The sequence below is a fragment of the Agromyces sp. GL_144 genome, assembly GCF_057834305.1.
This window is the reverse complement of record NZ_CM174399.1, coordinates 3834973-3857785: the sequence shown is the minus strand read 5'-3', so window position 1 is coordinate 3857785 and position 22813 is coordinate 3834973. Positions and strand designations below refer to the sequence as shown.

Annotated in this window: 20 protein-coding genes; 7 read left to right on the top strand and 13 right to left on the bottom strand. The window is 70.6% G+C overall.

Annotated elements, in window-relative coordinates; all coding sequences use genetic code 11:
- Positions 1 to 101: 101 nt before the first annotated feature.
- Positions 102 to 587 carry a carboxymuconolactone decarboxylase family protein gene (locus AC3IPY_RS17700; protein WP_489185586.1) on the bottom strand — a complete coding sequence of 162 codons (486 nt, stop codon included), beginning with the start codon at positions 585 to 587 and terminating at the stop codon, positions 102 to 104.
- A gap of 46 nt (positions 588 to 633) precedes the next feature.
- Between AC3IPY_RS17700 and pdxR the strand changes: the two genes are divergently transcribed.
- Positions 634 to 2031: a MocR-like pyridoxine biosynthesis transcription factor PdxR gene (gene pdxR, locus AC3IPY_RS17695; protein ID WP_489185584.1), complete on the top strand. Its 1398-nt coding sequence runs from the start codon at positions 634 to 636 to the stop codon at positions 2029 to 2031.
- A gap of 54 nt (positions 2032 to 2085) precedes the next feature.
- Here pdxR and AC3IPY_RS17690 read toward each other — a convergent pair whose 3' ends face one another.
- Together AC3IPY_RS17690 and AC3IPY_RS17685 are read right to left on the bottom strand one after the other, a co-directional pair.
- Positions 2086 to 2520, bottom strand: coding sequence for a PaaI family thioesterase (locus tag AC3IPY_RS17690; RefSeq protein WP_489185582.1), 435 nt, complete (start codon positions 2518 to 2520; stop codon positions 2086 to 2088).
- Between the two features lie 145 nt (positions 2521 to 2665).
- Complete coding sequence (locus AC3IPY_RS17685; protein ID WP_489185581.1) at positions 2666 to 3277, bottom strand: zinc-binding alcohol dehydrogenase; 612 nt, start codon at positions 3275 to 3277, stop codon at positions 2666 to 2668.
- Positions 3278 to 3394: 117 nt separating this feature from the next.
- Here AC3IPY_RS17685 and purM point away from each other — a divergent pair, with 117 nt between their 5' ends.
- Both purM and AC3IPY_RS17675 read left to right on the top strand, forming a co-directional pair.
- Positions 3395 to 4501 (top strand): phosphoribosylformylglycinamidine cyclo-ligase, encoded by a 1107-nt coding sequence (gene purM / locus AC3IPY_RS17680; protein ID WP_489185580.1) that lies wholly within the window; start codon positions 3395 to 3397, stop codon positions 4499 to 4501.
- A gap of 4 nt (positions 4502 to 4505) precedes the next feature.
- Positions 4506 to 5330, top strand: coding sequence for an LLM class flavin-dependent oxidoreductase (locus AC3IPY_RS17675; protein WP_489185579.1), 825 nt, complete (start codon positions 4506 to 4508; stop codon positions 5328 to 5330).
- 67 nt (positions 5331 to 5397) lie between these two features.
- On the opposite strand, the gene AC3IPY_RS17670 is transcribed toward AC3IPY_RS17675, so the two are convergent.
- Positions 5398 to 5742, bottom strand: a complete 345-nt coding sequence (locus AC3IPY_RS17670; protein ID WP_489185578.1) for a DUF3073 domain-containing protein — start codon at positions 5740 to 5742, stop codon at positions 5398 to 5400.
- A gap of 63 nt (positions 5743 to 5805) precedes the next feature.
- On the opposite strand from AC3IPY_RS17670, the gene AC3IPY_RS17665 reads away from it, so the two are divergent.
- The gene (locus AC3IPY_RS17665; protein WP_489185577.1) at positions 5806 to 6984 is read left to right on the top strand and encodes an NAD(P)-binding domain-containing protein; all 1179 of its coding nucleotides are present in this window, start codon (positions 5806 to 5808) and stop codon (positions 6982 to 6984) included.
- A gap of 60 nt (positions 6985 to 7044) precedes the next feature.
- Here the strand turns inward: AC3IPY_RS17665 and AC3IPY_RS17660 are convergent, their stop codons facing one another.
- The 6 genes from AC3IPY_RS17660 to AC3IPY_RS17635 form a co-directional block, all read right to left on the bottom strand.
- Positions 7045 to 9174, bottom strand: coding sequence for an APC family permease (locus tag AC3IPY_RS17660; RefSeq protein WP_489185576.1), 2130 nt, complete (start codon positions 9172 to 9174; stop codon positions 7045 to 7047).
- A 53-nt stretch (positions 9175 to 9227) separates the two neighbouring features.
- Entirely contained in the window at positions 9228 to 9608 is a 381-nt protein-coding gene (gene crcB / locus AC3IPY_RS17655) for a fluoride efflux transporter CrcB (RefSeq protein WP_489185575.1), read from the bottom strand.
- Positions 9605 to 10024 carry a fluoride efflux transporter FluC gene (locus tag AC3IPY_RS17650; RefSeq protein WP_489185574.1) on the bottom strand — a complete coding sequence of 140 codons (420 nt, stop codon included), beginning with the start codon at positions 10022 to 10024 and terminating at the stop codon, positions 9605 to 9607. Before AC3IPY_RS17650 ends, crcB begins: the two co-directional genes overlap by 4 nt.
- Positions 10025 to 10033: 9 nt before the next feature.
- Entirely contained in the window at positions 10034 to 10573 is a 540-nt protein-coding gene (locus AC3IPY_RS17645; protein ID WP_489185572.1) for a GNAT family N-acetyltransferase, read from the bottom strand.
- Positions 10574 to 10714: 141 nt separating this feature from the next.
- Positions 10715 to 11362, bottom strand: coding sequence for a PadR family transcriptional regulator (locus AC3IPY_RS17640; RefSeq protein ID WP_489185571.1), 648 nt, complete (start codon positions 11360 to 11362; stop codon positions 10715 to 10717).
- The gene (locus tag AC3IPY_RS17635) at positions 11359 to 12231 is read right to left on the bottom strand and encodes a DUF4097 family beta strand repeat-containing protein (protein WP_489185570.1); all 873 of its coding nucleotides are present in this window, start codon (positions 12229 to 12231) and stop codon (positions 11359 to 11361) included. Before AC3IPY_RS17635 ends, AC3IPY_RS17640 begins: the two co-directional genes overlap by 4 nt.
- Positions 12232 to 12453: 222 nt before the next feature.
- Between AC3IPY_RS17635 and AC3IPY_RS17630 the strand changes: the two genes are divergently transcribed.
- The gene (locus tag AC3IPY_RS17630) at positions 12454 to 13212 is read left to right on the top strand and encodes a MerR family transcriptional regulator (RefSeq protein ID WP_489185569.1); all 759 of its coding nucleotides are present in this window, start codon (positions 12454 to 12456) and stop codon (positions 13210 to 13212) included.
- Positions 13213 to 13306: 94 nt separating this feature from the next.
- On the opposite strand, the gene yczE is transcribed toward AC3IPY_RS17630, so the two are convergent.
- Positions 13307 to 13984: a membrane protein YczE gene (gene yczE / locus AC3IPY_RS17625; RefSeq protein ID WP_489185568.1), complete on the bottom strand. Its 678-nt coding sequence runs from the start codon at positions 13982 to 13984 to the stop codon at positions 13307 to 13309.
- A 61-nt stretch (positions 13985 to 14045) separates the two neighbouring features.
- Here yczE and yczR point away from each other — a divergent pair, with 61 nt between their 5' ends.
- Entirely contained in the window at positions 14046 to 15497 is a 1452-nt protein-coding gene (gene yczR, locus AC3IPY_RS17620) for a MocR-like transcription factor YczR (RefSeq protein ID WP_489185567.1), read from the top strand.
- Positions 15498 to 15574: 77 nt separating this feature from the next.
- Positions 15575 to 18916: an efflux RND transporter permease subunit gene (locus AC3IPY_RS17615; RefSeq protein WP_489185566.1), complete on the top strand. Its 3342-nt coding sequence runs from the start codon at positions 15575 to 15577 to the stop codon at positions 18914 to 18916.
- 82 nt (positions 18917 to 18998) lie between these two features.
- Here AC3IPY_RS17615 and AC3IPY_RS17610 read toward each other — a convergent pair whose 3' ends face one another.
- Together AC3IPY_RS17610 and AC3IPY_RS17605 are read right to left on the bottom strand one after the other, a co-directional pair.
- On the bottom strand, positions 18999 to 21071 hold the full coding sequence (locus AC3IPY_RS17610) for an ABC transporter ATP-binding protein (protein ID WP_489185565.1): 2073 nt from the start codon (positions 21069 to 21071) through the stop codon (positions 18999 to 19001).
- Positions 21068 to 22804 (bottom strand): ABC transporter ATP-binding protein, encoded by a 1737-nt coding sequence (locus AC3IPY_RS17605; RefSeq protein WP_489185564.1) that lies wholly within the window; start codon positions 22802 to 22804, stop codon positions 21068 to 21070. The genes AC3IPY_RS17610 and AC3IPY_RS17605 overlap by 4 nt, the downstream gene beginning before the upstream one ends.
- Positions 22805 to 22813 lie beyond the last annotated feature (9 nt).

Sequence of the window (22813 nt, the reverse complement as noted above, 5' to 3'; positions counted from 1 at the left end):
GAAGGTGGGGGGATGCGTCCGAGCGGACTGGTCAATCCTCCCACATGCGCGCGTGTGAGCCGGCTGGACGTGGGCTGCTGCTCAGCTGAGCATCGGGTGCGTCAACCGCGCAGCTTCGCCCGCCATCCGCGCGTCGCGACCGAGATCTCGTTCCACGCGTTGATCGAGACGAGCAGGGCGATCAGGGCCGCGATCTCGTCGTCGCTGAAATGAGCGGATGCCTCGTTCCAGACGGCGTCGGGCACGTGGGTCTCCGACAGCCGGGTGACGGAGTCGGTGAGCGCGAGGGCGGCCCGTTCGCGCGCCGTGAAGAAGTTCGCCTCTGGCCAGACGGCGACGGCGAAGATGCGCTGGTCGGACTCGCCGGCCTCCCGTGCATCGTGGGAGTGCAGGTCGACGCAGTACGCGCAGCCGTTGAGCTGGGAGGCGCGCAGCTTCAGCAGGTCGCGGAGGCCGGGCTCGATGCCGGCCCGGTCGGCCTCGGCGGTCGCCGCGTCGTCGAGGGCGCTGACGGCGCGGGTGAAGGCCGGCGCGACGCCGTCGAAGTCGAGACGCCGGGCGGGAGTGATGTTCGTGGTGGTGGTCATGTCCCCACGGTACGGAGCGAGGTCGTGGCTGGTAACGTCCATTCCCATGGCGCTGGATTGGGCCAATTCCGGATTGGACCTGCACCTCGAGCTCGACCCGAGGCGCAAGGTGTCCTCCCTCGAGCGCGCGCTCCGCGCCGCGATCGACGACGGGTCGCTCGGGGGCGGCACCCGGCTGCCGGCGACGCGCGCCCTCGCCGCAGACCTCGGCATCGCGCGCAACAGCGTCGTCGAGGTCTACGAACGACTGCTCGGCGAGGGGCGTCTCGAGGCCCGCGTCGGTTCGGGAACCTGGGTGCGCGAGCGCATCGTCGTACCGTCGTCGTCGATCACCCGGTCGACGCGGTTCGAGCTCGACCTCCGCGGTGGCATTCCCGATGCCTCCGCCTTCCCGCGCTCGGCCTGGCTCGCCGCCATGCGCCAGGCGCTCGCCGAGGCGCCCGGCGCCTCGCTCGGCTACGGCCCGCCCGAGGGCGTCGCCTCGCTCAGGATCGCGCTCGCCGAGTACCTCGCCCGGGCGCGAGGCGTGCGCGTGCACGCCGACGACGTGGTCGTCACGCACGGGTTCGGCGAACTGCTCGGCCTCGTCGCGCGCGCCATCGCGGCGCGCGGGGGCCGCCGCATCGCGGTCGAGGGCTACGGGCACGCCTCGCACCGGGGGGTGCTCGAGGCGGCCGGCCTCGAACCCGTGCCGCTTCCGGTCGACGCGGATGGCGCCGACGTCGGGCGCCTGCGCGCCCGCGATGCCGACGCCGTGCTGCTGACGCCGGCCCACCAGTTCCCGACGGGCGTCCCGCTCTCCTCGCGGCGGCGGGCCGTGCTGGCCGAGTGGGCCGCTGAGACCGGCGGCATCGTCATCGAGGACGACTACGACGGCGAGTTCCGGTTCGACGGTCGGTCGATCGGGGCGTTCCAGTCGCTCGCGCCGGGCTCCACGGTCTACGGCGGCACCGCCAGCAAGGCGCTCTCCCCTGCGATGGGCGTCGGGTGGGGCGTCCTCCCCTCCGGGCTCCGCGACGACGTGCTGGGGCAGCGGCGTCGCAGCGGCGCGGCCACCGACGCGATCACGCAATCGGCCCTGGCCGTGCTCATCGCCTCGGGCGGGTACGACCGGAGCGTGCGGACCCTGCGCACCCGATACCGTGCTCGCAGGGAGCGCCTCGAGGCGATGCTCGCCGAGGGTGCACCCGATGCCCGGGTGCTCGGGCTCGCCGCCGGCCTGCACTGCCTCCTCGAGCTGCCGGAGGGCGTGCAGGAGGACGACGTCGTCGAGGCGGCGGCCGCGCACGGCCTGCGGTTCGAGGGACTCGCAGCCTACGCGGCGGATGCCGCGACCGCGTCGAGCCGACCGCCGACGATGGTCGTCGGGTTCGGGGCGCCGCCCGACCTGCGGTTCGAGCAGGCCGTGGCCGCGGTCATCGCCGCCGTCGATGCGGCGCGCTGACCGTCCGTTGCGGCGGTGGGCCGGGCACCCGACCCGGCGCTCGCCGCAGCGCGCTCAGTACTCCGAGGGCTTCGCCAGCACGGCCATGGTGCAGCGCGAGACGCAGACGAGCTTTCCCGCGTCATCGGTGATGCGGATGTCCCAGACCTGCGTCGTGCGACCGCGGCTGATCGGGCGCGCCTCGCCGTGCACGAACCCGTCGGCGACCGGGCGTACGTGGTTCGCGTTGATCTCCATGCCGACGCAGTAGAACTGCTCGGGGTCGACCGTGAAGCTCGCGCCCCAGCTCGCGAGCGTCTCCGCCAGGAGCACGGATGCCCCGCCGTGGAGCACCCCGCCGGGCTGACGGGTGCGGCCGTCGACGGGCATGCGTCCCTTCAGCGAGTCCTCGGTGACCTCGGTCATCTCGATGTCGAGGGAGCGGATCGCGGTGCCCTCGCAGCGTGCGTTCGCCCACTCGATGGAGGGCTCGCCGAACCAGATGCTCATGCGTTCGATCCTCGCACGCGCAGCGAGTCCGCCGGTCGAGGAGGTGCTCCGGCGCCGTACGCCGGTCGAAGGTGCTCCGGCGTCGTATCGAGACCAGAGGAAGATCTCGAAACGCTCCTTCGTCGCTGCTCGGTCGGCGCGAGCCCTACGCGAGTTCGGCGATGATCGGGTGGATCGCGTCGTCGAAGGCGGCGGCATCCGATCGCAGCGAATCGGTGACCGCGACGGTCATGGCACCGATCCACCACACGCCCGTCTCGGCGAGCGGAAGCACCTCGACGTTGAGCTCGAAGGAGTGCGCCCTGCGGCCGACCTCGCGCTCATGCTCGGCGATCGTGCCCGCGTAGGCGCGGTACGAGTCGCCGCGCCTGGCCTTGGAAGCCGTGCGGTACGACGTCTGCGACCACTCGGCCCAGCCCCTCGCGGCCTCGGCGTGCGGCACGATCGCGGCGGCGAGCACCTCGGCCCCCGAGACCGGGAGCGCGACCTCGGTCTCGTATGCGTCGACGAGCTCGAGCGGCACGGGCGACGGATGCGCCTCGGGCTCGACGGTCATCGCCCACCAGGCTCGCCACTGGCGCTCGAGCAGGTCCTGCTGGTCGATCGCGAGACCGGAGCCGATCTGCCCGACGTCGCGGATGCGGGGCAGTTCGACCGGTGACGCGATGCCGAGCACGGCGCGCAGGTACAACGCGAGCAGCACCGGCCGACTCGCGTTCTCTCGGATCACCCACGACGGTGTGCCTCCCGGCTGCATGGTGCGAATTCTACGCGCGTACCCCGTGTGCGGCCCGGTTGGACGCGCGATCCCGGCGATCCGTCGCGGCGATCCGTGCGGACGGTGCGGATGCGCCGGGGCGGGTACCCTTGACGGGTGAGCGCGAACTCGTCCTACGCCGCTGCCGGAGTCGACACCGCAGCAGGCGACCTCGCCGTCGAACTCATGAAGGCCTCCGTGGCCGCGACGCACGGTCCGAACGTGCTCGGCGGCGTCGGCGGTTTCGCGGGCCTCTTCGACCTCTCCTTCGCGAAGGAGTACGACCGGCCGCTGCTCGCGACCTCGACCGACGGCGTCGGCACCAAGATCGCGATCGCGCAGGCGCTCGACAAGCACGACACCATCGGCCAAGACCTGGTCGGCATGGTCGTCGACGACATCGTTGTGGTGGGCGCCAGGCCGCTCTTCATGACCGACTACATCGCGTGCGGAAAGGTCGTGCCCGACCGCATCGCCGCCATCGTCACCGGCATCGCCCGGGCCTGCGCCGAGACGGGCACGGCGCTCGTCGGCGGCGAGACCGCCGAGCACCCGGGGCTCATGGGCGTCGACGACTACGACGTCGCGGGTGCGGCCGTCGGCGTGGTCGAGGCCGATCGCCTCCTCGGCGCCGATCGCGTGCAGCACGGCGACGTGGTGCTCGCCATCGCCTCGAGCGGCCTGCATTCCAACGGCTTCTCGCTCGTGCGCCACATCCTCGCGAACGCGGGCCTGTCGTACACCGATGTCGCCGCCGACCTCGGCACGACGTGGGGCGAGGCGCTGCTCGAGCCGACGCGCCTGTACTCCGGCCCGCTCGTGAACCTGCTCGCCGACGAGCGCCTCGGCGCGGCCGTGCACTCGCTCTCGCATGTCACGGGCGGCGGCATCGCCGCGAACCTCGCCCGCGTCCTCCCGCTCGGCTCGTGGGTCGAGGTCGATCGCTCGACCTGGTCGCCCGACCCGGTGTTCCGCTCGCTGAGCGCGCTCGCCGGCTCGACGCTCGAGAGCTCGGAGGGCACCTGGAACCTGGGCATCGGCTTCTTCGCGGTCGTGGCTGCGGATGCCGCGACCGACGTCGTGTCCGCGTTGGCCGCGCTCGGGCTGCCGTCCTGGCAGGTCGGCGAGGTCGCCATCGGCACACGCGACCTCACCGGGTTCGAGCAGGGCGCCAAGGGCGTCGACGGCGGCGCCGTCCGGCTCGTCGGCTCGTACGCGGGCTGAACGCATGGCGCCCGTGACGCCGGCGGTCTCCATCGGGCTGATGGGCACCACGTCGGCCGAGACCCTGCGGGCGCTCGCGCCGCGCATCGAGCGCCTCGGGTTCGCCGCGCTGTGGCTGAACGACGTGCCGGGCGGCGACTCGCTTGCGGGGCTGCGGGCGGCCGCCGAGGTCACGACCACGTTGCGCCTCGCGACGGGCGTCATCCCGGTCGATCGCCGTCCGGCCGCATCCCTCGACCTCGGCGGCCTTCCGCCCGAGCGCACGATCCTCGGCATCGGGTCCGGCGGTGCGGCCAAGCCGCTCGGGCTCGTGCGCGATGCGGTGCACTCCCTGCGCGAGCGCACGTCGGCCGAGCTCGTGGTCGGGGCGCTCGGCCCGCGCATGCGGCGCATGGCGGCCGAGGAGTCCGACGGCGTGCTGCTCAACTGGCTCACGCCCGATGCCGCGGCCGCGGCGATGCGCGACCTCGACGCCGATGCCGACGCGGCCGGGCGCCGGGCGGTACTCGGCGTGCTCTACGTGCGCACCATCGTCGACGAGGCAGCCCGCCCGAACCTCGTGGCCGAGGCCTCGAAGTACGGGTCGTTCCCGTCGTACGCGGCGAACTTCGCGCGCCTCGGTTTCGACGCGATCGAGGCCACGATCGACGACGCATCGGGCCTCGCCGCGTATGCGCGCGAGCCCGTGCCTCTCGACGGGCGATCAGAGGGGGTTCGCGTGCCCGACGAGATCGTGCTTCGTGCCATCACGCCGAGTGCCCCGAACGCGACGCTGCACGACCTCGAGTCGTTCATCGAGCGCGCCGCGGCATGGAGCAGCGCCGAGTGACCCGGGCGTTCACGCCGCGTGCAAGCCGCAGCCGCGGCATCCGCTGCACGCTCGCGGTCGGCGTCGGTCAGGCCCGCTGTTCGTGCTGTTCGTGCGGTTCTTCGTCGGAGACGAAGCTGTCGTCTTCGTCGTCGGCATACTCTGCCCACTTCGAAGCCTCTTCGGAGTAATCGTGGTCATTCGAACTCGTGAGTTCGCGCTCAAGCGCCGTGTAGTCGGTATTCGGGCTGAAGTACTTCAGCTCCCGAGCGACCTTGGTGTGCTTGGCTTTCTGACGGCCGCGCCCCATGCGTGACCCCCTTACGACGTCTGGCCGGATGGAATGATCTTCACCCGGCGCTCTTGGATACTTGAGAATTTCGTCCGGCCGCCAGTTTAGCACCGCGTGCAGGGTCCCGATGCTGCCCTGCACAGGTGTCGGAACCCTCGCAGAATTGGGCATGCGCACAGCCGGACGTGGTTCGATGGACGGGTGATGTCGAGCCCTGAACGCGTGAAGATCGTGGTGATCGGCGCAGGTCAGGCAGGACTCTCCGTCGCGTACTACCTGCGCCGGTTCGAACTCGTCGCCGGTGAGGATTTCGTCATGCTCGACCGGGCGCCCGGGCCGGGCGGCGCCTGGCAGCACCGGTGGTCGTCGCTCCGTCTCGGGTCGGCCCACCGCGTCAACGACCTGCCGGGCATGTCCGAACTCGGGCTGAGCTTCGACACCGCCGACCGAACGCTGCCGGCGCGCGAGGTCGTCGCCGACTACTACGGGCGGTTCGAGCAGCACTTCCAGCTCGAGGTGCGCCGGCCCATGGATGTGCGCTCGGTCACGAACGAGGGCCCCGACCTGCTCGTGCGCTATGACGACCTCAGCCCGCAGCCGCTCGAGGAACTGCAGGCCAGGGGGTTCTTCGGCCGGCGGCGCAAGTCGTTCCAGGAGCCCGAGCCCGTGGCGCCGAGGCACGAGCTCGCGGCCCAGTTCCTCGTGAACGCGACCGGCACGTGGGGCTCCCCGTTCGTTCCCTATTACCCGGGCATGGCCGACTTCGCCGGACGGCACGTGCACACGTCCGACTTCGCCGACGCCGAGGACTTCCGCGGCAAGAACGTCGTCGTCGTCGGCGGCGGCACGTCGGCCATCGGATTCATGCTCGAACTCGAAGACGTCGCGGCCGGGCTCACCTGGGTCTCGCGTCGTCCGATCGACTGGCTCGACCGGCAGGAACTCGACCTCGAGGGCGCGTCGGCCGCGGTCGCCGTGCAAGACGAGGCGGCCCGGTCGGGCCGTGCGCTGCCATCGATCGTGAGCGGCACGGGCGTGCCCAAGAGCCGTCGCATCGCCGCGGGCATCGAACGCGGGCTGCTCGTCGCGCGTCCCATGTTCGACCGCATCGCGGCCGATCGCGTCATCTGGGACGGCGACGGCGATGCTCCCGCCGCCGAGGTGCCCGCCGACGCGATCATCTGGGCCACGGGGTTCCGCCCGGAGCTGCGCCACCTGTCGCCCCTGCGCCTCCGCGAGAAGGCGGGCGGCATCACGGTCGGTCAGGGTGCGTCGTGGAACGACCCCCGCATCTTCCTCGCGGGCTACGGCCCCCAGGCGTCGACGATCGGCGCCAGCCGGGCGGGCCGCATGATCGCCCGCCAGATCATGGCGATGCTCTGACCCGTTCGCAGGCGGCATCCGCCCGCACGTGGCATCCGACCCGTGCGGATGCCTCTGCGCCTACGGGTTGCGCTGCTTTCTCGCGGAGCCGCCCGAGCCCGAGCCCGCCGTGCCGCTCGTGGCCGGGCGTCGGGGCAGCGGACGAACGGGTTCGCCGCGGCGGTCCTGTCCGGGCAGCGGCCGAGAGCGGCGTCCGTAGATCATGTCCGACGAGTCGAGCAGCCAGGGCACGAGCGCGACGGTCACGCCGTGCACGAGCATGAGCTTCTGGCGGATGCGGCGGGCCTTGTGGTTGTGCAGGATGCCCTCCCACCAGTGGCCGACGATGAACTGCGGCATGTAGACGGTCACGACCTCGGAGCCGTGCTCCTCGCGCCGCGACTTGATGTGCTGGATGAGGGGGTGGCTGAGGTCGCGGTACGGCGAGGACAGGATGCGCAGCTTCACGTGGATGTTCTGCTTGACCCAGTCCTTCTTCAGCTGCTTCGTCGCGTCGTCGTCGAGGGAGACGTGCACGGCCTCGAGCGAGTCGTGGCGCGCGGCGATCGCGTAGTCGAGCGCCTTGAGCACTGGCTTCTGCATGCGACCCACGAGCACGATCGCGTGGTCGCCGGCTGAGCCGAAGGTCGTGGTGGGGTCGACCTCGATCTCCTTCTCGACGTCGCGGTAGTACCGGTTCACGCCCACCATGAGCAGGAACAGGATCGGCATCATCACGAAGACGATCCAGGCGCCGTGGGTGAACTTCGTGACCGTGACCACGATGAGCACGACCGCGGTCATGCCGGCGCCGATCGCGTTGATGACGAGCGCTCGCATCATCGCCGGCCGGGAGATCGCCCGGTCGTCCTGAGGCGTGCGCCGTGCGGCCTGCGACCTCGACACCGGGTGCCGGCTCTTGGACAGCTCGCGCAGCCAGTGGCGCACCATGCCCGTCTGGCCGAGCGTGAACGACACGAAGACGCCGATGATGTAGAGCTGGATCAGCAGGGTGAGGTTCGCCTGGAACACGACGAGGATCACGGATGCCGCGAGCGCGAGGATCAGCACGCCGTTAGAGTAGATGAGGCGGTCGCCGCGCGTGGACAGCGACTTCGGCGCGTACCCGTCGCGGGCGAGCACCGAACCGAGCAGGGGGAAGCCGTTGAACGCGGTGTTCGCCGCGAGCAGCAGCACGAGCGCCGTCGTCGCCTGGATCAGGTAGAAGAAGATGCTCGAATCGCCGAACGTCGCGCCGGCGACCTGCGCCATGAGGCTGAGCTGCGGTTCGGTGGCGCATTCCGCCCAGCCGATGAGGTGGCAGGGATCCTCGGCGTAGTGCACCTGCGAGATGAGCGCGAGCGCCGTGAGGCCCGCGAAGAGCACGATCGCGATGGCGCCCATGATCACGAGCGTGCGCTGCGCGTTGCGCACCTTGGGCCGCCGGAAGGCGGGCACGCCGTTGGCGATCGCCTCCACGCCCGTCAGGGCGGAGCATCCGCTCGCGAAGGAGCGCAGCAGCAGGAGGATCACGCCCGCCTGCGTCAACGACTCGGCGTCGACCTGGAACTGCGCCGACGAGGCGACGGGCGGGTTGCCGAGCACGGTGCGCGTGAGCCCGACGACGATCATCACGAAGACGCTGCCGATGAACAGGTAGGTCGGCACCGCGAACGCCTTGGACGACTCGCTCACGCCGCGGAGGTTGACCGCCGCGAGGATGATGACGAACACCACCGCGAGCTCGACTCGGAACGGATCGAGCTCGGGGATCGCCGAGATGATGTTGTCGACGCCCGACGCGACCGAGACGACGACGGTCATGACGTAGTCCACGAGCAGGGCGGATGCGACGACGAGGCCGGCCTTCTCGCCGAGGTTGCGATGTGCGACCTCGTAGTCGCCGCCGCCCGACGGGTACGCGCGGATCAGTTGGCGGTAGGACACGACCACCGTCACGAGCAGCACGACGACGGCCACGGCGACCCACGGCGCGAAGCTCAGGAACGCGAGTCCGCCCACCGTGAGGATCATGAGCAGCTCCTGCGGCGCGTACGCCACGGAGGAGAGCGGGTCGCTCGCGAAGATCGGGAGCGCGAGGTGCTTCGGAAGCAGCTGCCCCTCGAGCTTCTCGGTGGGGAGCGGGTCGCCGATGATCCAGTGCTTCGGCGATTTCAGTTCTGGTGGCGGTGAATCCGCCTCATTTGTCACGGCGGACGACACTACTCCGGCGCCGACGCATGTCAAGTCGGCGTTTCGGAGGGTCAGCGCGTGAGCAGGTACATCGCCGCTGCGGCGGCGATGCCGAGCACGAGCGTGACGAGCACGTTGAGGATCGCCGCGCGCCACCGCCCGCCGTCGAGCAGCTCGATGGTCTCGACGCTCCAGGTGCTGAAGGTCGTGAGCCCGCCGCAGAAGCCCGTGACGAGGATCAGCTTCAGGTCGCCGTCGATGGCCGCGCGCTCGGCGAGCCCGATGATCGCTCCGGCGATGCCGGACCCGACGACGTTGACGATGAGGATGCCGCCCGGCAGGTGCCCTGGCCGCACGGGCAGCGCCCGCGAGAGGGCGAAGCGGATGACCGCGCCGAGGGCGCCGCAGACGAGCAGCACGATCACGACCCCGGGTGCCACTTGCGCGGTCACAGCGTCTGCCCCGCATCGGTGACGGTGTCGGGCATCGGTCGGTGCGCGATGAGCGACCCGAGCCGCAGGCCGGCCGCGGCGAGGCCGAGCCCGCCCACCACCGAGACGATCAGGTACACCGCGGCGAGCCACGTCTCGCCCGCGCTCGTCAGCAGCGTGAGCGAGGCCATCACGGCCGACATCGTCGTGAACGAGCCGAGCAGGCCCGAGCCGACCCCCGCCCGGACCCAGGTGGGCACGGCGGGCCTGGTCCAGAGCCCGCCGACGAGCCAGCCGAGCACGAGCGCGCCGACGAGGTTCACGATGAGGGTGCTGAACGGGAACTCGTCGTCGGCGTGCGGCAGGGTGAGGTCCCATGCGAGGCGCAGCCCGGTGCCGACGAGGCCTCCGAGGGCGACGGCGAGATAGGTGCGCACGGCTCGAGACTACGCCGAGGGCGCGGATGCCTCGGCCGGCTCGGTGGGCTCTGACAGGTCGTGCACCCAATCGTTCGTGTGCAGCACCAGGCCGGGCCTGATCTCGAACTCCTCTGGGCCGACCAGCGTGAACCCGGCCTTGCGGCAGACCGCGTTCGAGGCCGGATTGTCGATGCGGGGGTAGGCGTGCACCGGACGGAGGTCGCCCCTCGCGCGGGCCGCGGCGAACATGGCTCTCACCGCTGCCGGCGCGACGCCCTGCCCGCGGTACTCGGCCTCGACCGACCAGCCGGCCTCGAATGCCCGCTCGTCGCCGTGCGCGAGATTCCAGTAGCCGACGACGCCGACGCCCTCTGGGTGCCCCGGGATGACGATGCGGAACTGGAAGCCGGCGCCCTCGCGCCACAGGCGCTGGTATCGCTCGTGGCGGGCGATGACCTGCTCGTCGTTCTCTGGCCCGCCGAGCTGGTCCATGAGCTCATGGGTGTTCGCCCGGCGCAGCAGGTCGAGGTCGTCGGCCGACCAGGGCACGAGGGTGACATCCGCCATGCCGTCATCCAAGCATCGACCGCCGACATCCGGATCGGCGTGCATGGCCGCCGGGCGCGGTCGTGTCCGGCGCCCGCCGCGGTCGCGTCCGCCGCGGACCGGTCGCAACCTCGGGGAGCGGCCTCAGCGGCCTCAGCGGCCTCAGCGGTCGGCGAGCGTCGCGAGCACGTCGTCGCGCACCTGGGCGAGCCGAGCCTTCAGCAGCGTGACCGATGCGGGCCGCACGCGGTCGCGGTGCGTTCGCAGGTCGGTGCGCAGCTGCTGGCGGAACGCGGCGATCGCGAGGTCGGCGTCCTGCAGCGCGCGTTCGGCGTCGATGCGGTCGCGGTCGGTCGAACCGCCGCCGCCGGTGGTGCCCGTGGTCGAGGCCGAACCCGCCGTGGCATCCGTCGCCGCGCGCTTGGCCTCGCGGGCCGCGCTCGCGAGCTCGGCCCGCAGCGACCGCATCGCCTCGTTCACCTCGGCGCGCACGCCGTCGGCGAGGCGCCGCACCGAATCGGTCACCTCGTTCTCGATGCCGTCGAGCTCGGGGCGGCGCGCCTCGAGCTCTGCACGACCGGCGTCGGTGATCTCGTAGACGGTCTTGCGGCCGTCGGTCGACTTGGTGACGAGGCCCTCCTCTTCGAGCTTGGCCAGCCTCGGGTAGATCGTGCCCGCACTCGGGGTGTACGTGCCGCCGAACCGCTCGCTGAGCGCCTGGATGAGTTCGTACCCGTGCCGCGACTGCTCCTCGAGCAGGGCGAGCAGGTACAGGCGCAGGCTGCCGTGGGCGAAGACCGGGGGCGTCATGCTGCGCTCGTGTCGCTCGAGCCGGAGGCCTCGCCGGCCGTGCCGGAGGCATCCGTCGCACCGGTGCGGACCCGCGTCATGACCGAGATCGAGCCCGAGACGCTGTTCGCCCCGAGGTCGAGCCACTCGCCGGCCAGCTCGCCGGTGACGCGTTCGAAGCCCTTGCCGAGCACGCCCTTGATGCGCGTGTCGTCGAGCAGCACGGTGCCGCCGACCGTGTTGATGCGGAAGCGTGCGCCCGACCCGGCGTCGTAGCGCACGGTCAGGGAGCCCGAGACGGTGTTGGTGTCGATCGAGCCGGGCGTGCCCTGCGCGTCGATGATCAGGTCGCCCGCGACGGTGTCGGCGCGGAACCGGCGGATCTCACCCGTGGCGATGACGTCGCCCGAGACCGAGTGCGCGTCGATGGCGCCGACGTGGTTGCCGACCGACATCTCGCCCGAGACGCTCGAGATCTCGACGTCGCCCTCGTGGTTGTCGATCACGAGGCTGCCCGAGACGGTGCTGAGCTTGGCGTCGGTCGTGAAGCCCGAGACGAGCGCGTCGCCGGAGACCATGCCGAGCTTCATCGCCACGTGCCGGGGCGCGAGGATCGAGACGTCGGCCTTGGCCGAGCCCGCCCAGCCCTTGAAGACGTCGATGAAGTTGTCCCACCCGAGTTGCGGGTGGTCGATCTCGAGCACGTCGCCGTCGATCGTGACCTTCAGGTCCTTTCCGGTGACGCCGGTGATCTCGACGCGGGCGCCCGGCTCGTCGTGCGCGATGATGTCGACCTTGCCGCCGATCAGGCCGACCTTGATGCGGCGGACGAGTTCGAGGTCGATGACGCGGGACTCTCCGGGGTTGATGACCCACTTCTCGATGCTCACGGGGTGCTCCTTCTTCTGTGCGGGAATGCAGTGCTGGTGGGATGCCGGGCATCCGAAGCTCGTTATCGCGATATATCGCGTCTGTCGGTATTCACGATATATCGCGTTTGCCCGAACTGCAACCCCGAGCGGATGCCGCGGGCTTGACCTTGACGTAGCGTCAAGTTCTACCGTGGCATCCGTGGGGTTGAACGCCCCGGCCATGACCGAAGGGAGGCCGCCGTGGACTGGTCCATCCAGGAGATCGCGAAGCTCGCCGGAACCACCAGCCGTACGCTGCGTCACTATGACGACATCGGGCTGCTGGAGCCGGCGCGCATCGCCTCGAACGGCTACCGCCACTACGACGCCGAGTCGCTCGTGCGGCTGCAGCGCATCCTGCTGCTGCGCGAGCTCGGCCTCGGCCTCCCGGCGATCGCCGAGGTCCTCGACCGCGAGGACCGGGCTCCCCACGCCCTGCGCGGCCACCTCGAGTGGTTGCGCCGGGAGCAGCAGCGGCTGACGCGGCAGATCGCGTCGGTCGAGCACACCATCGATGCACTGGAAGGAGGTGAACGACTCATGGCAGAGCAGATGTTCGACGGATTCGACCACACCGCCTACAAGGAGGAGGTCGAGCAGCGCTGGGGCACCGACGCGTATGCGAGGTCCGACGCGTGGTGGCGTTCGATGAGCGCCGACGAGAAGCGGGCCTGGCAGGGGCGGATGTCGCAGCTGAGCGCCGACTGGATCGCCGCGTCCGAACGCGGTGTCGATCCGGCCGGCGACGAGGCGCAGGCGCTCGCGCAACGCCACTTCGAGTGGCTGCGCGGCATTCCCGGAACCCCGGGCGGCGGTGCCGAGGGCCCGAGCAGGGAGTACTTCCTCGGCCTGGCCGAGATGTACGTCGCGGACGACCGCTTCGGCGCGAACTACGGCGGCGGCGACGGCGCCCGGTTCGTGCGCGACGCGATGACCGTCTACGCCGAGCGCAACCTGTAGCGCCCAGACGGCACGAGGCCCCGATCGCAACCGCGGTCGGGGCCTCGCCGGTGCGGCGGGTCGACGGGTGTCCCGACGCGTCGACCCGCCGGGTTCAGGGGTTCGTGGCGACGGGGGCGCGGTCGCCGGAGGCGGAGGCATCCGTCGGGGCGGGTGCCCGCCGGATCGCGAACATCGGGATCGTGTAGCCGCAGAGCGGGCCGATGAGCACCGCGAACGCGACGGTGCCGATGCCCACGTTGCCGCCGAGCAGCCAGCCGGCCGCGAGCACGACGAGCTCGATGCTCGTGCGCACGATCCAGATGCGCCACCCGGTGCGCGCGTGGATGCCGGTCATGAGCCCGTCGCGCGGGCCGGGCCCGAAATGCGCGCCGATGTAGAGGCCGGTCGCAACGGCCAGCACGAGGATGCCGGCGGGCAGCAGGATGATGCGCACCCAGAGGTCGAGCCCCGCGGGGATCAGCCAGAGGCCGAGGTCGGCCGCCGGCCCCACGAGGAGCACGTTCATGATCGTGCCGAAGCCCGGCCTCTGGCGGATCGGGATCCAGAGCAGCAGCACGAAGACGCTCGTGATGACGGTGACGAGGCCGAAGTTCAGTCCGGTCTGCTTCGCGATGCCCTGCGTCAGCACGTCCCACGGGGCGACGCCGAGCTCGCCGCGCACGATGAGCGCGATGCCGATGCCGTAGAGGAGCAGGCCGACGTAGAGCTGCACGAGCCGGCGCGTCAGGATCGGCGCCGGATCGCGGAACGAGGAGAGACGGGGAAGCATGGCTCAATCCAATTCCACGATTGGCCTTCCCGTATACATCCAATTCTCCTAAAGTGGCCTGATGGTCGACCGTTCGCTCAGTGCTCGCTCGCTCGAACTCCTCCTCGGCGATTGGCGAGGCTCCGGCAGTGCGTACGAGGCGCTCGCCGATCGTGTTCGGCTGCTCATCGTCGACGGGCGCATCCCCGTCGAGACGCGGCTCCCGGCCGAGCGCGACCTCGCCGACCGGCTCGGACTGAGCCGCACGACCGTCGCGGCCGCGTATCGGCGGCTGCGCGAGCTCGACCACCTGCACAGCGTTCGCGGTTCCGGCAGCGTGGCCAGGCTGCCCGGGGCCCCCGCGATGCTGCCGGCACCGCTCGAGTCCGAGTACCTCGACTTCTCCAAGGCGGCGCCCGCGGCGCTGCCGTGGCTCCCCGATCTCGCCAGGCAGGCCGCCGAGGACCTTCCCGCGCACCTCGGCGACGCCGGCTACGACGCGATCGGCATCCCGGCGCTGCGCGAGGCCATCGCCGACCGGTACGCCGCACGCGGCCTGCCGACCTCGCCCGACCAGGTCATGGTGACCATCGGCGCCCAGCACGCCATCGCGCTCGTCTCGCGGGCGCTCATCGCGCGGGGCGACCGTGCCGTCATCGAGGCCCCGACCTACCCCCACGCGTACGAGGCGCTGCGGGGCGCCGGCGCCCGACTCGTGGGAACGCCGGTCGTGCCGCACGCGACCGGCGAGGCCGGGGTCGTCGCCGACCGCGAGGAGGCGGATGGGCTCGTGCAGGCGATCCGCCACGCCAACCCGGTCATCGCCTACCTCATGCCCGACTTCCAGAACCCGACCGGGCGCACCATGAGCCGCGAGTCGAGGGCGAGGGTGCTCGACGCCGCAGCGAGGCAGGGCACGGTCGTCGTCGCCGACGAGACCATCGCCGACCTCGCCATCGACCGCCCGGGCGAGTTCCCGCCGATGGCCGCCGATGGCCCGGCCGTGCTCATCGGCAGCGTCGGCAAGACGGTGTGGGGCGGCCTGCGGGTCGGCTGGATCCGGGCCGATCGACCGCTCATCCGGCGCCTGCTCGCCGTGCGCTCACCGGGCGACCTCGGCACGCCGATCCTCGAGCAGTTGCTCGTGGCCAGGGCGCTCGAGCGCTTCGACGACGTGCTCGCGCTGCGCCGAGGGCAGCTCCGCGCCGGTCGAGACCTGCTCGAGCGACGCGTCGCCGAGCTGCTGCCCGAATGGCAGGTGCCGCATGTCGACGGCGGCATCGTGACCTGGGTCGGGCTCGGCGCCCCGGTCAGCTCGCAGCTCGCCCTCGCCGCGCGCCGCGAGGGGCTCATCATCACGGCCGGCCCGCGCTTCGGCATCGATGGCGCCTTCGAGCGCTTCCTGCGGTTGCCGATCTGCCAGACGCCCGAGGCGACGGATGCCGCGGTGCGGGCACTCGCGCGGGCCTGGCGTTCGCTCGCCGGGGCGCCGCTCGGCGAGCCCGAGCCCGAACTGCTCGCATCGGTCGTCTGAGGGCGCGCGGCTCGGGATGCCGGGTTCACAGGCTTCCGTAACCGAAACGCACCGTCTCGCCTGCGAGGATTGACCGCATGTCACTGCTCGCTGCACTCAGCATGAAGAACCGTGCGCTGATCGCGCTCGTCACCGTCGTCGTGGCGATCTTCGGCGGAATCGCGCTGACCTCGCTCAAGCAGGAACTCGCGCCCTCGATCTCGTTCCCGCAGCTCATGATCGTCACCTCGTACCCCGGCGCATCGCCCGACGTCGTGAACACCGACGTGTCGACGCCCATCGAGACCGCGATCCAGGGCATCACCGGGCTCGAGGACACGTCGACCACGAGCTCGACGGGCGTCTCGCGCGTGACGGCGAGCTTCACCTACGGCACCGACCTCGCCTACGCCGAGCAGAAGCTGCTCTCGTCGGTCAACCGCATCTCGAGCCAGCTGCCCGACGACGTCGACCCGCAGGTCTTCGCGCTCAGCCTCGATGACTTCCCGGTGCTGCAGATCGCCGTGACCGGGGCCGACGACCCCGCCACCCTCTCCGATGAGATCACGCGCACGACGCTCGGCGAGATCAAGGACGTCGACGGGGTGCGCGACGCGACCCTCGTCGGCGACACCGGCCAGCGCGTGACCATCACGCCAGACGCCGAGAAGCTCGCAGGCTACGGCCTCACCTCGCAGGCCATCGGCGATTCGCTCGCGCAGAACGGGGTGCTCATCCCCGCCGGTTCCATCACCGAAGACGACAAGACCTACGCCGTGCAGACGGGCACGCGCATCGAGAGCGTCGACGAGCTCGCCGCGCTTCCGGTGCTCGGGGCGACCGAGCAGCAGGCTGCCCCGGATGCCTCGACCGACGGCCTCCCCGACGGCGTCACGGTCCCCGGGGCGGCGCCGACCACGGTCGGCGTGCCCGTCGCGATCACGGTCGGCGACGTGGCATCCGTCGAGGTCACCGAGAACCCCGTCACGAGCATCTCCCGCGTGAACGGCGAGCCCGCGCTCACGATCCAGGTCACGAAGCTCCCGGCGGCCAACACGGTCGAGGTCTCCAACGCCGTCACCGCGCTGCTGCCCGACCTGCAGGCCTCGCTCGACTCCACGAACCCGGGCGCCGAGTTCACCGTCGTCTTCGACCAGGCCCCCTACATCCAGCAGTCGATCGAGTCGCTCGCGACCGAGGGCCTGCTCGGCCTCGCGTTCGCGGTCATCGTGATCCTGCTGTTCCTGATGTCGGTGCGGGCGACCCTCGTCACGGCGATCTCGATCCCGACCTCGGTGCTCATCACCTTCATCGGCCTGCAGGCCACTGGGTACACCCTCAACATCCTGACGCTCGGCGCGCTCACGATCGCCATCGGGCGCGTGGTCGACGACTCCATCGTCGTCATCGAGAACATCAAGCGGCACCTCGTCGAGGGTGTCGACAAGGCCTCGACGATCGTGCGCGCGGTGCGCGAGGTCGCCGGCGCGATCACCGCGTCGACCATCACCACCGTCGCGGTGTTCCTGCCGATCGCGCTCGTCGAGGGCGTCACGGGCGAGCTCTTCCGGCCCTTCTCGCTGACGGTCACGATCGCGCTGCTCGCATCGCTGCTCGTGTCACTGACGATCGTGCCGGTGCTGGCGTACTGGTTCCTGAAGCCCGCCAAGGTGCATGCGCACTCCGGCGCCGCAGAGCCCGGGTCGGATGCCGCGGCCGCCGCGTTCGTCGACGAGGCCGGCGCCGGCGCTCCCGACGAGCTCGAGCACCCGTCTCGCCTGCAGCGCGGCTACCTGCCGATCATCGCGTGGACCCTCAAGCACAGCGTCGTGACGATCATCGTCGCCCTGCTCGTGCTCGGTGGCACCGTGGCGATGACCCCGCTCATGAAGACGAACTTCCTCGGATCCTCCGGGCAGAACACGTTCCAGGTCACGCAGGAGCTGCCAGTCGGCTCGAGCCTCGACGCCATGGACGAGGCATCCGTGCCCGTCGAAGACGCGATCCGCGGAACCGAAGGCGTCGAGACCGTGCAGACCTCGATCGGCTCGGGCGGCGGCAGCCTCGCATCGCTCTTCGGCACCGGCGGCGCCACCGTCACGTACTCGATCACGACCGACGAAGACGCCGACCAAGAGGCCCTGCAGGCCGAGGTCCGTGAAGAGCTCGACGGACTGACCGACGTCGGCGAGGTCACGCTCACCGCGTCGAGCGGGTTCGGCGCCTCGAGCGACATCGCGGTGAACATCACCGCGTCCAACGCCGACGACCTGCAGAAGGCGACCGATGCCGTCATCGACGAGTTCGAGGGCTTCGACTCGCTCACCCAGGTGAGCTCGAACCTGGCCGAGTCGCGCGAGTACATCGCGGTCGAGGTCGATCGCGACGCCGCCGCCGAGGCCGGGTACTCCGAGGTCGCGCTCGGCGGCTTCGTGTCGGGCAAGATGTCGCCGCAGACCAAGGGCTCCATCGTCATCGACGAGCAGACGCTCACGATCTACATCGCCGACGAGAACCCGCCGACGACCATCGAGGAGCTGCAGGCGCTCGAAGTGCCGACCGCGGCCGGCCTCGTGCGCCTCGACACGCTGGCGACCGTCGAGACCGTCGACGGACCCACCTCGATCACGACGGTGCAGGGCCTCCGCAGCGCGACCGTGACCGCGACGCCCGCGAGCGACGACCTCACGGCCGCCAACGCCGACGTGTCGATCGCGCTCGCCGAGGTCGACCTGCCGGCCGGCACCTCGGCCGAGATCGGCGGCGTCTCGGCCGACCAGGCCGAGTCGTTCTCGCAGCTCGGCCTCGCGCTGCTGGCCGCGATCCTCATCGTCTACATCGTCATGGTGGCGACGTTCCGCTCGCTCCTGCAGCCGCTCCTGCTGCTCGTCTCGGTGCCGTTCGCGGCCACCGGCGCGATCGCGCTGCAGGTGATCACCGGCGTCCCGCTCGGCGTGCCGTCGCTCATCGGCGTGCTCATGCTCGTCGGCATCGTGGTCACGAACGCGATCGTGCTCGTCGACCTCGTGAACCAGTACCGGGATCGCGGCATGAACGTGCGCGACGCCCTCGTGCACGGCGCCTCGAGGCGTCTGCGCCCGATCCTCATGACCGCGCTCGCGACGATCTTCGCGCTCGTGCCCATGGCGCTCGGCATCACCGGTCACGGCGGCTTCATCTCGCAGCCGCTCGCGATCGTCGTGATCGGCGGCCTGCTCTCCTCGACGGTGCTCACCCTCGTGGTGCTGCCCGTGCTCTACAACCTCGTCGAGGGGGCGCGCGAGCGTCGGGCGGCCAAGCGGGCGGACCGGGCGAACGGCGGTTCGGCGGCCGATGCCGACGTGGCCGAGGCATCCGCCCCCGTGACCGAGCCGATCGGCGCGAGCGAGGGCGAGCCCGACACCGACCCCGACGCCGGCGGCTCGCCGGCGAAGGCCTGACCCCGCGGCATCCGACACGAAGCAGGGGCTGTGCGCGATCGCTCGCGCACAGCCCCTCGTCGTCTGCTCCGGGAGAGCCGGGTCAGACCTGCTCGTCGACCGGCGCCTCGAACTGCGCGTTGTACAGGCGGTAGTACGCGCCCTTGGCCTGGAGCAGCTCGGTGTGCGAACCCTGCTCGACGATCGAGCCGTTCTCCATGACCAGGATCACGTCGGCGTCGCGGATCGTCGAGAGCCGGTGCGCGATGACGAAGCTCGTGCGGTCGGCGCGCAGGGCGGCCATCGCCTTCTGCACGAGCACCTCGGTGCGGGTGTCGACCGAGCTCGTCGCCTCGTCGAGGATCAGCACGCTCGGCCGCGCGAGGAACGCCCGCGCGATCGTGATGAGCTGCTTCTCGCCGGCCGAGAGGTTGCCGGCCTCGTCGTCGAGCACGGTGTCGTACCCGTCGGGCAGCGCGTGCACGAAGCGGTCGACGTAGGCGGCGACCGCCGCGGCGAGGATCTCCTCCTCCGTGGCATCCGGTCGGCCGTAGGCGATGTTCTCGCGGATCGTGCCGCCGAACAGCCAGGTGTCCTGCAGCACCATGCCCGTACGTGAGCGCAGGTCGTCGCGGGTCATGTCGTTGATGTCGACCCCGTTGAACGTGATGCGCCCCGAGTCGACGTCGTAGAAGCGCATGACGAGGTTCACGAGGGTCGTCTTGCCCGCGCCGGTCGGGCCGACGATCGCGACCGTCGAACCCGGCTCGGCCACGAGGTCCATGTGCTCGATGAGCGGCTTGTCGGGCGAGTAGCTGAACGAGACGTCCTCGAACGCGAGTCGTGCTCCGGCCTCGCCGCCCTCGACGACGGATGCCGGTGAGGCGGGCGTCTCGGGGTCGGCGTCCTGCTCGTCGGCGTCGAGCAGCTCGAAGATGCGCTCGGCGCTCGCGACGCCGGACTGCAGCAGGTTCGCCATCGAGCCGAGCTGGCTGAGCGGCTGCGTGAACTGGCGCGAGTACTGGATGAACGCCTGCACGTCGCCGAGCCGCATCGTGCCGCCGGCCACCATGAGGCCGCCGACGACGGCGATCGCCACGTAGACGAGGTTCCCGACGAACATCATGGCGGGCATGATGATGCCCGACACGAACTGGGCGCCGAAGCTCGCGGTGTAGAGCTCGTCGTTCTTCGCGTCGAACGCCTCGTCGACCTCCTTCTGCCGGCCGAAGACCTTGACGAGCGCGTGGCCGGTGAAGGTCTCCTCGATGCGGGCGTTGAGCGCGCCGGTGTGCTTCCACTGGGCGGCGAACATCTTCTGGGAGCGCTTGGCGATCACGACCGTGATGATCGCCGAGAGCGGGATCGTCACGAGCGCGACGAGCGCCAGCAGGGGAGAGATGGTGAACATCATCACGAGCACGCCGATGACCGTGAGCAGCGAGGTGAGCATCTGGCTCATCGTCTGCTGCAGGCTCTGCGAGACGTTGTCCATGTCGTTGGTGACCCGCGAGAGCACCTCGCCGCGCTGCATGCCGTCGAAGTACTTGAGGGGCAGGCGGTTGACCTTCTCCTCGACGTCCTCGCGCAGGCGGTAGACGGTGCGCTGGATCGCCCCGTTCAGCACCCAGCCCTGCAGCCACATGAACAGCGAGGCGAGCAGGTAGAGGGCGAGCACGCCGATCAGCACCATGCCGAGCGCCTGGAAGTCGATGCCGGAGCCGACGCTGAAGTCGTTCATCGCCGAGACCATGTTGGCGATGTCGTCCTGCCCGGCGGCGCGGAGCATCTCGACGGCCTCGGCCTGGGTCGTGCCCTCGGGCAGCTGCTGGCCGAGCGCCGACGAGACCACGCCCTCGAAGATGATGTTCGTGCCCTCGCCGAGCAGCTTCGGGCCGAGCACGCTGAACACCACGCCGATGATCGCGAGCACGGTCACCGTGATGACGGGCCAGGCCTCGGGCTTGAGGCGGCCGATGAGGCGCTTGGCCGAAGGCCAGAAGTTCATCGCCTTCTGCACGGGCGCCTGGGCGCCGCCGCCGAACGGGCCGCCGCCGCGGCGCGGCTGCACGGCCGGGGTCGGCGCCGTCTCGGCCTCCGAGGCGATCTCGGTCTGGGTGGCCGCGCTGATCGAGCCCGTGTCGGGCTGGGCGTCGTTGCGCTCTTCGGTGGTCATGCTGCGGCCTCCTCGGCGCTGAGCTGGCTGGAGACGATCTCCTCGTAGGTGGGCGAACTCACGAGGAGCTCCTCGTGGGTTCCGCGGGCGATGATCTCGCCGTGCTCGAGCACGAGGATCTGGTCGGCGTCGACGATGCTCGACACGCGCTGCGCGACGACGAACATCGACGCGTCGCCGATGTCGGCGCGGAGCGCGCGGCGCAGGCGGCCGTCGGTCGCGACGTCGAGTGCCGAGAACGAGTCGTCGAACACGTAGATCTCCGGTCGCTTCACGAGCGCCCTCGCGATCGCGAGTCGCTGTCGTTGACCGCCCGAGACGTTCGTGCCGCCCTGGGCGATCGAGGCCTCGAGTCCGCCCGGCATCGCGGCGACGAACGCCCGTGCCTGGGCGACCTCGAGCGCATGCCAGAGTTCGTCGTCGGTGGCGTCGGGCTTGCCGTAGCGCAGGTTCGAGGCGACCGTGCCCGAGAACAGGTAGGGCTTCTGCGGCACGAGGCCGATGCGCTCCCAGAGGGCATCGGGCTCGAGGTCGCGCACGTCGATGCCGTCGATGCGCACGCTCCCGTCGGTGGCGTCGAACAGGCGCGGCAGCAGGTTCACGAGCGTGGTCTTGCCGGCGCCCGTGCTGCCGATGACCGCGGTCGTCGTTCCGGGCTCGGTGAGGAACGTGAGGTTGCGCAGCACGGGCGACTCGGCGCCGGGGTACGCGAAGCTCACGTCGTCGAACTCGATCGCGCCGTGCAGCGGCACCTCGGAGACCGGCTGGAGCGGCGGGACGACGCTCGATTCCGTCTCGAGCACCTCGCCGATGCGGTCGGCGCTCACCGAGGCACGCGGGATCATGACGGCCATGAAGGTCGCCATCATGACCGCCATGAGGATCTGCATCAGGTACTGCAGGAACGCCATGAGCGTGCCGACCTGCATGCTGCCGTCCTCGATGCGGAACGCCCCGAACCACAGCACCGCGACGCTCGAGACGTTGAGCACGGCCATGACGACCGGGAACATGAGCGCCATGAGCCGGCCCGCCCGCGTCGCGACATCCGTGATCTCGGCGTTGGCGACCGCGAACCGCTCTCGCTCGACCGGCTCGCGCACGAACGCGCGGATGACGCGGATGCCGGTGAGCTGCTCGCGCAGCACGAGGTTCACGCGATCGATCTTCTTCTGCATCACGCGGAACAGCGGCACCATGCGGGTCACGATCAGGCCGACCGCGATGAGCAGCACGGGCACGCTGATCGCGATGAGCCAGGAGAGCTCGATGTCCTGCCGCATCGCCATGATGACGCCGCCGATCGCGAGGATCGGCGCCGAGACGAGCATCGTCGAGGTCATCAGCACGAGCATCTGCACCTGCTGCACGTCGTTCGTCGTGCGGGTGATGAGCGACGGGGCGCCGAACTTGGACACCTCGCGCTCCGAGAACGCGCCGACCTTGCGGAACACGCCGCGGCGCAGGTCGCGGCCGACGGCCATCGCGACCCTGGCCCCGAAGTAGACCGCGGTGATCGAACACGCGACCTGGGCGAGCGTGATGAGCAGCATCCACCCGCCGGTCTCGAGGATGTAGGCGGTGTCGCCGGTGGCGACGCCGTTGTCGATGATGTCGGCGTTCAGCGTCGGCAGGTAGAGCGATGCCATCGACTGCGCCAGCTGGAAGACGATCACGCCCGTGATCAGCCACCAGTACGGCTTCACGTAGCGCTTCAACAGGGACAGGAGCATGTGAATGCG